General features: G+C 61.0%; 6 protein-coding genes. All 6 read right to left on the bottom strand.

Annotation, left to right across the window (positions count from 1 at the left end; all coding sequences use genetic code 11):
- Positions 1-25 precede the first annotated feature (25 nt).
- The gene (locus tag LO50_RS01975) at positions 26-1,621 is read right to left on the bottom strand and encodes an isocitrate lyase (protein ID WP_014820067.1); all 1,596 of its coding nucleotides are present in this window, start codon (positions 1,619-1,621) and stop codon (positions 26-28) included.
- 483 nt (positions 1,622-2,104) lie between these two features.
- Positions 2,105-2,914, bottom strand: a complete 810-nt coding sequence (locus LO50_RS01970; RefSeq protein ID WP_044313936.1) for a secretin N-terminal domain-containing protein — start codon at positions 2,912-2,914, stop codon at positions 2,105-2,107.
- The gene (locus LO50_RS01965; RefSeq protein ID WP_044313935.1) at positions 2,911-3,540 is read right to left on the bottom strand and encodes a DUF7931 domain-containing protein; all 630 of its coding nucleotides are present in this window, start codon (positions 3,538-3,540) and stop codon (positions 2,911-2,913) included. The genes LO50_RS01970 and LO50_RS01965 overlap by 4 nt, the downstream gene beginning before the upstream one ends.
- A gap of 6 nt (positions 3,541-3,546) precedes the next feature.
- The gene (locus LO50_RS01960; protein ID WP_014820070.1) at positions 3,547-3,972 is read right to left on the bottom strand and encodes a GNAT family N-acetyltransferase; all 426 of its coding nucleotides are present in this window, start codon (positions 3,970-3,972) and stop codon (positions 3,547-3,549) included.
- A complete protein-coding gene (locus tag LO50_RS01955) occupies positions 3,965-5,131 on the bottom strand; it encodes a ribosomal protein uL16 3-hydroxylase (RefSeq protein WP_044313934.1) in 1,167 nt (388 codons plus the stop codon). Before LO50_RS01955 ends, LO50_RS01960 begins: the two co-directional genes overlap by 8 nt.
- A 75-nt stretch (positions 5,132-5,206) precedes the next feature.
- A complete protein-coding gene (purB, locus tag LO50_RS01950; protein ID WP_014820072.1) occupies positions 5,207-6,577 on the bottom strand; it encodes an adenylosuccinate lyase in 1,371 nt (456 codons plus the stop codon).
- Between the last annotated feature and the right edge of the window lie 79 nt (positions 6,578-6,656).

The raw sequence follows: 6,656 nt of genomic DNA, 5'->3' as shown, positions 1-6,656 counted from the left end.
GGCCGGTGAGGCCGCGAACCGATTTTTAGTGGAACTGGTTCATGGTGTTGTCTTTACCGCTTGCCTTCAGAGCGGCTTCGCCAGCGAAGTACTCCTTGTGGTTGTCGCCGATGTCGGAACCAGCCATGTTCTGGTGCTTGACGCAGGCGATGCCCTGACGCAGTTCCTGACGCTGAACGCCCTTCACGTACGCCAGCATACCCTGGTCGGCGAAGTAGCCCTTGGCCAGGTTGTCGGTGGACAGCGCGGCGGTGTGGTAGGTCGGCAGGGTGATCAGGTGGTGGAAGATGCCGGCGTGAGCTGAACCGTCGCGCTGGAAGGTGCGGATCTTCTCGTCTGCAACCTGGGCCAGTTCGGTTTCGTCATACTCGACGCTCATCAGCTTGGCGCGGTCGTAGGCGGAAACGTCTTTGCCTTCGGCGACGAACGCATCGAAGACCTGCTGACGGAAGTTCAGGGTCCAGTTGAACGACGGACTGTTGTTGTAGACCAGCTTGGCGTTCGGGATGGTCTTGCGGATTTCGTCAACCATGGCCGCGATCTGACCAACGTGCGGCTTCTCGGTTTCGATCCACAGCAGGTCAGCACCGTTCTGCAGCGAGGTGATGCAGTCCAGTACGCAGCGTGCTTCACCGGTGCCAGCGCGGAACTGGAACAGGTTGGACGGCAGACGCTTCGGACGCAGCAGCTTGCCTTCGCGGTTCAGAACCACGTCACCGTTGTTCAGATCGGCAGCGGAGACTTCTTCACAATCCAGGAAGGAGTTGTACAGGTCGCCCAGGTCGCCCGGCTCTTTGGTCACGGCGATCTGCTTGGTCAGGCCGGCACCCAGGGAGTCGGTACGAGCAACGATCACACCGTTGTCGATGCCCAGCTCGAGGAAGGCGTAACGCACAGCTGCGATCTTGGCGAGGAAGTCGGCGTGGGGAACGGTCACTTTACCGTCCTGGTGGCCGCACTGCTTCTCGTCGGAAACCTGGTTCTCGATCTGGATGCAGCAAGCGCCTGCTTCGATCATGCGCTTGGCCAGCAGGTAGGTGGCTTCCGGGTTACCGAAGCCAGCGTCGATATCTGCGATGATCGGTACGATGTGGGTTTCGTAGTTGTCGATCTGGTTCTGGATCTCGGCAGCCTTGGCGCTGTCGCCAGCTTCGCGAGCGGCGTCCAGAGCGGTGAACAGCAGGTCCAGCTCGCGGCTGTCAGCCTGACGCAGGAAGGTGTACAGCTCTTCGATCAGGTCGGAAACGGCAGTCTTCTCGTGCATGGACTGGTCCGGCAGCGGGCCGAACTCGGAGCGCAGAGCAGCAACCATCCAGCCGGACAGGTAGAGGTAACGCTTGTTGGTGGTCTTCAGGTGCTTCTTGATGGAGATCAGCTTCTGCTGACCGATGAAGCCATGCCAGCAACCGAGGGACTGCGTGTAGACGGACGAGTCGGCGTCGTACTCGGCCATGTCCTTGCGCATGATGTCGGCGGTGTACTGAGCAATTTCCAGACCGGTCTTGAAGCGGTTCTGGGCGCGCATGCGAGCGACGGACTCAGGGTTGATGGCGGCCCAGCTGCTGCCGTATTGCTCTTTCAGGGCGGCAACTGCCTTGATGTCGTCTTGATATGCGGACATGTTCAATCCTTCAAAAATGAGTGTGGTTGAGCACCGACTTTTCCCACCGAAACCTACGTGCTATCGCTGATCATTGCGGGCAACACGCGGCAGAGCGTCGAAATATCGACCGGGACGAGGATTGAACCAAGAGAAGGGGGGATACGACCGCCGGGCTGGTTCCGGTTGCTGCGCCCACAGCCGGCGTGGCTGCCGTGTGCGCTACAACAACGAGAAGCTTTCAGTCTGGCTGATGCGTCAATCGCTACCCCGTCCCTCAGGACGACTCGTTCCAGTCGCAACCTCGTCAGTCCGCCTTGTGGGCAGTACAGTCACGGAACGGCTCGGCTGGTTGGCTTGAGCACGCCCCGGAGACCCTTGCCAGGGCCCCTGGTTAGCGGGAGCGGGGCAATAATGCTCCGCTGAAATTGCATCGTCAATCGTTTTGTAGTGTTTTTTTCGGGGCACTACATCGTGGCGTGGCTGTCAGGGACCTGCTGATGTTCAGTCCAGAACATCGACCTTGAGGCGCATCGACAGGTTCTGGCCGCCCTGGGTGGAATAGCGACGTAACGTGCCTTGCTGCTCGGAGCTCGCGCTTTCATCGACGCCGCCGATGGTGATCCATTCACCGATACGACCGCTTACCCGAGTGTCCGCGTTCTGAACCTCCACCACGCCACCACGGCCTTGCGCAAGCCGGTCTCGGGTACTGCTTATGGTGACTTGCACCCGGTCGCCGTGCACTGTGGCGGTGGCGTAGAAGCCGCGGAGAACGTCGCGATATTGCGTCTGCTGGTAGATCTGGCCGTAGCCATCTGTGCCCTGGGTGGTCAGCGGCACACTCTGGCCCACCTGAATCAGCGCCGGATAACCCTCGCTGGCCTGAACCTGCTGAACGCCGCCATCCCTGCTGTTCGTGCTGCGGCGGATGATTCGCACCCGATCACGCCCACCAATCTCTCCGCGTCCGCTTTCAAACTCCACGTCGCCGGAGCGTACCGAGCCGTCCACCTGATAACCGCCTGCGGAGCTGCTGGCCGAGTCCTGAGCATCGACACTGATAAGCAGACGCTTGGGCTCGACGTCCAGCTGATCGATCACCTGCCGCAGTTCGCTGATGAGCGCGTCCGGTGCATTGACGATCAGCTGGCTGCCGTAGGCTGTGACCCGCCCCTGGCCACCGAGCACCGACTCCGCTACGGGAATAACGTCTTCGGCCATGCGGTTGTCGAGCTGAATGACTTCGGTCGCCGCTTGTAACGGAAGACAGATGCTGACAGCAACGGACAGCAGAAAGATTCGAGGGCTCATAGCAGAAAACTCCGCAGGTTTGCATCCGCTAATCCATGTTCCCAGGCCCTGTCGAATTCCGCTTGGCGTATGCGCACCCGGGCGAGGTCGTGGTACAGGGCATAGCCGGCGTATTGGTCAGCCTTGGGGCGTTGCAGCAGACCACAATCATCGGCGATCAGATAGGCGCCGTTCTGCTCGGGATAATCGGGGTTCAGCTTGCGGATATGTACATTGCTGGTCAATCGCCGAGCAAGCTGCAGAAGACGGTGGCCTTCTTTGATCGCTCGTGTCGGGTCGCCGATCAAGATACGCAGGCGGTTGCGCGGGTGGGCCAGCAGTAGGCGAGTGCACGCCTGCTGAACGCTGCTGTGATGATAAAGCCAGGGTTCCAGATCCGTGCTGTAGATGCACAGCGAGCGAGTCGCCTGCTGCAGCATGGCCAAAGCATGCTGGCGAACCTCGTTGGGTTCGCTGAAGCGTTGCAGTTCGGTGTCCTGTCCAAGCTCAAAGGCGGCCGCTCTCCAAGCGAGAGGCTCGGGAAGGTCGGCTTGGGGGTTGTGAACGGCAAAACGCCCCGGAGAGTGAAAGTCTATGGCCGGGAGTTCGGCCTGATCGCTACTTTCGTCAGGGGCGCTGTCGCTCATACGGCCTCAGTGGCTCCGGCGGAGCATGTCGACGTGGGGGATTCCGGCTTCGAGAAACTCATCGCTGACCACTTCAAAACCAAGTCGCTCATAGAAGGCGGTGGCGTGAACCTGCGCAGTCAGTGTCTGCTCCGTCAGGCCCCGGCGCTCCGCCTCCGCAAGGACGGCGCGCATCAGCGCATCGCCCACGTTCATGCCGCGCCAGTCGCGCAGGACTGCTACCCGGCCAATCTGCCCGTCGGCCAGCAACCGTGCGGTACCGATCGGATAGTCGCCCTCGAGGGCGAGAAAATGTACGGCTTCGTTATCGTCGGCATCCCACTCCTGCTCGGGCGGAACGGCCTGCTCGGCAATGAACACGGCCTCCCGAATGCGCCGCAATTCGGCGTTGTCCTGCTGCCAGTCGGCGATCCGTACCTGAACGCTATTCATCAGCAAACTCCAGACTTCCTTGTTTGACCAGTTCGCACAAAAGCCCCCGGCCATCGTCGTCGCTCAGCCAGTCGCCGATATTATCGGCGTGCAACGCATCAGCCGAGCAGATCAGTTTCAACAGTTCGCGCAGCTTAGAGGGAAGCAGGCGACTCTGGCCACTGGCGAACAGTAGCAGGCCGATGTCGACTTCGCTCCAGGCCAGGCGTGCCGCCGGGTTGCGGACCAGCAGGGCGCCATCTTCGATTGCCGAGCGCAGATCGATCTCCTCCAGCTCAGGCCCCTCCACCCGCTCCGGATAGCGCGGCTCGGTCATGAACTGACCGAACCAGGTGAGCAACAAACGCTCGTCGCTCATGTGCTCGGCAAGCAGCGCTTTCAATCGATCCAGTGCGTCGCTCTGGATCTGGTAGGGGTCGTCGCTCGGTTGCAGATCGGCGTCGCTGTAACGATCTTCGTCCGGCAGGAACTGCGCCAGGAAGTCGGTGAAGTGGGTCAGTACCTCGGCAGCGCTAGGGGCACGGAAGCCGACCGAATAGGTCATGCAGGCATCCTCTGCGGTGCCGAAGTGGGCCAGGCGAGGCGGAAGGTAAAGCATGTCACCGGGTTCCAGCACCCATTCATCGGTGCCTTCGAATTCGGCCAGGATGCGTAGATCGCCGTGGGTCAGCATCGGGCTTTCGCTGTCGCACATCTGCCCGATGCGCCAGCGGCGCTGACCATGCGCCTGCAGCAGGAATACGTCGTAGTTGTCGAAATGCGGGCCGACACCGCCGCCCGGTGCGGCATAGCTGATCATCACATCGTCGATGCGCCAGTTGGGAAGGAAGCGGAAGTGCTCGATCAGATCGGCGACTTCCGGTACCAGCTGGTCGACGGCCTGGACCAGCAGGGTCCAGTCACGCTCGGGCAGCTGCTGGTAGGTGTCTTCGGCAAAGGGACCGCGACGCAACTCCCAGGGGCTTTCGCCGTGCTCGATGATCAGGCGGGATTCGACTTCCTCTTCCAGCGAAAGGCCAGCCAGTTCGTCCGGCGAGATGGGGCTCTGAAAGTCTGGGATGGCCTGGCGAATGAGCAGCGGTCTCTTCTGCCAGTAGTCGCGCAGAAATTCCCGGGCGCTGATGCCGCCCAGAATTTGAAGTGGAATATCAGAAGTCATGCGTAACACCTTGCTCTATATACAGAGCTGAAAATAAAACACCCGGCACAGCCGGGCGTGCATACATGGTCGAACTCAGATGCGCTTGGCCTGGGCAACGGCGTTGCCGATGTAGTTGGCCGGCGTCAATTTGCGTAGTTCGGCCTTTGCTTCGGCAGGAATATCCAGACCGTCGATGAAAGACTGCAGGGCTTCGGGGGTAATGCCTTTGCCGCGGGTCAGGTCCTTCAGTTTTTCGTAGGCGTTTTCCACGGCGTAGCGGCGCATGACCGTCTGTACCGGTTCGGCCAGCACTTCCCAGCAGGCGTCGAGGTCTTCGGCGATGCGGGCGATGTTGAGCTCCAGCTTGCCGATACCCTTGAGGCTCGCTTCGTAGGCTATGACGCTGTGGGCAAAGCCGACGCCAAGATTGCGCAGCACGGTGGAGTCGGTCAGGTCACGCTGCCAGCGGGAGATCGGGAGCTTGCTGGCCAGGTGCTGGAACAGTGCATTGGCGATACCCAGGTTGCCTTCGGAGTTCTCGAAGTCGATCGGATTGACCTTGTGCGGCATGGTCGACGAGCCGATCTCGCCAGCAACGGTCTTCTGCTTGAAGTAACCGAGCGAGATGTAGCCCCAGACGTCGCGGTCGAAATCGATGAGGATGGTGTTGAACCGGGCGATGGCATCGAACAGTTCGGCAATGTAGTCGTGCGGCTCGATCTGCGTGGTGTAGGGGTTCCATGTCAGGCCGAGGTCGCCTTCGATGAACTCGCGGGCGTTGGCTTCCCAGTCGATCTCAGGATAGGCGCTCAGGTGGGCGTTGTAGTTGCCCACTGCGCCGTTGATCTTGCCCAGCAGCGGAACGGCGGCGACCTGGGCGATCTGGCGCTCCAGACGGTACACCACGTTCGCCAGCTCCTTGCCGAGCGTCGTCGGCGACGCCGGCTGGCCATGCGTACGCGAGAGCATCGGTACGTCAGCGAATTGCACGGCCAGGCTGCGGATCGATTCGGCAAGTTGGCGCATCAGCGGCAGCAGAACGCTGTCGCGGCCTTCACGCAGCATCAGCGCGTGGGAGAGGTTGTTGATATCTTCGCTGGTGCAGGCGAAGTGGATGAATTCGTTGACCTTGGCCAGTTCCGGCAGCTGCTTGGCCTGCTCCTTGAGCAGGTACTCGACGGCTTTTACGTCATGGTTGGTGGTTCGCTCGAATTCCTTCACGCGCTCGGCGTGCTCCAGCTGGAAGTTCTCGGCCAGCTGGTTCAGCACCGAGTTAGCTTCGGCGGAGAAGGGGGGGACTTCCGGAATGCCTGGGTGGGCTGCCAGGCGCTGGAGCCAGCGGACTTCGACCTGGACGCGGCAACGAATCAGGCCGAATTCGCTGAAGATCGGGCGCAGGGCGCTGGTTTTGCCGGCGTAGCGGCCGTCGACGGGGGAAACCGCCGTGAGCGAGGAAAGCTGCATAGAAGGCATTCTCGGACAGTCAGGCAACGAAAAGAGGGCGCAGATTATACACGAATGGACCGGGTGGGCCCGGTACATT

Origin of the sequence: Stutzerimonas stutzeri (genome assembly GCF_000935215.1) — a bacterium.
GTDB lineage: Bacteria > Pseudomonadota > Gammaproteobacteria > Pseudomonadales > Pseudomonadaceae > Stutzerimonas.
Note: the sequence above shows the minus strand (reverse complement) of the source record. Positions and strands in the feature narration are given on the sequence as shown.

Bases quoted from the DNA above. Each gene is read 5' to 3' on its own strand.
- purB (WP_014820072.1), bottom strand. From the start codon at position 6,577: ATGCAGCTTTCCTCGCTCACGGCGGTTTCCCCCGTCGACGGCCGCTAC.
- LO50_RS01970 (WP_044313936.1), bottom strand. From the start codon at position 2,914: ATGAGCCCTCGAATCTTTCTGCTGTCCGTTGCTGTCAGCATCTGTCTT.
- LO50_RS01975 (WP_014820067.1), bottom strand. From the start codon at position 1,621: ATGTCCGCATATCAAGACGACATCAAGGCAGTTGCCGCCCTGAAAGAG.
- LO50_RS01955 (WP_044313934.1), bottom strand. From the start codon at position 5,131: ATGACTTCTGATATTCCACTTCAAATTCTGGGCGGCATCAGCGCCCGG.
- LO50_RS01965 (WP_044313935.1), bottom strand. From the start codon at position 3,540: ATGAGCGACAGCGCCCCTGACGAAAGTAGCGATCAGGCCGAACTCCCG.
- LO50_RS01960 (WP_014820070.1), bottom strand. From the start codon at position 3,972: ATGAATAGCGTTCAGGTACGGATCGCCGACTGGCAGCAGGACAACGCC.